The organism is Chryseobacterium sp. SIMBA_029 (assembly GCF_046535275.1).
Lineage (GTDB): Bacteria > Bacteroidota > Bacteroidia > Flavobacteriales > Weeksellaceae > Chryseobacterium.
In genome coordinates, this window is the sequence record NZ_JAWRXA010000334.1 from 1 (window position 1) to 271 (window position 271).

Annotated in this window: 1 protein-coding gene; it reads left to right on the plus strand. The window is 63.8% G+C overall.

Annotated features, from left to right (window positions below; genetic code table 11):
• On the plus strand, positions 1 to 271 hold a 271-nt coding region (locus SB679_RS24355), incomplete at both ends, for a Gfo/Idh/MocA family oxidoreductase (RefSeq protein WP_410704836.1).

Consider the following 271-nt stretch of genomic DNA (forward strand, 5'->3'; position numbering starts at 1 on the left):
GGCCGGGCCTGGAACCACCTCGGAATCGGCCATCACTAACTCGGCAATCCACGAATTGGACATCGTCCCTTGGTTGTTGGGGTCCCCGATCATCGAAGTTTCATGGCAGGGTGGCCGCAGTTCCGGCGCCGCGGGCCCGGGTTTGCAGGATCCCGCGCTCATGACCTTCCGCTGCGAAGACGGCACTCTCACCACGCTGGAGCTTTTCCTCAACGCACAGTACGGCTACGTGACACGCTGCGAGGTGGTGAGCGAGCGCGGGACTACCGCG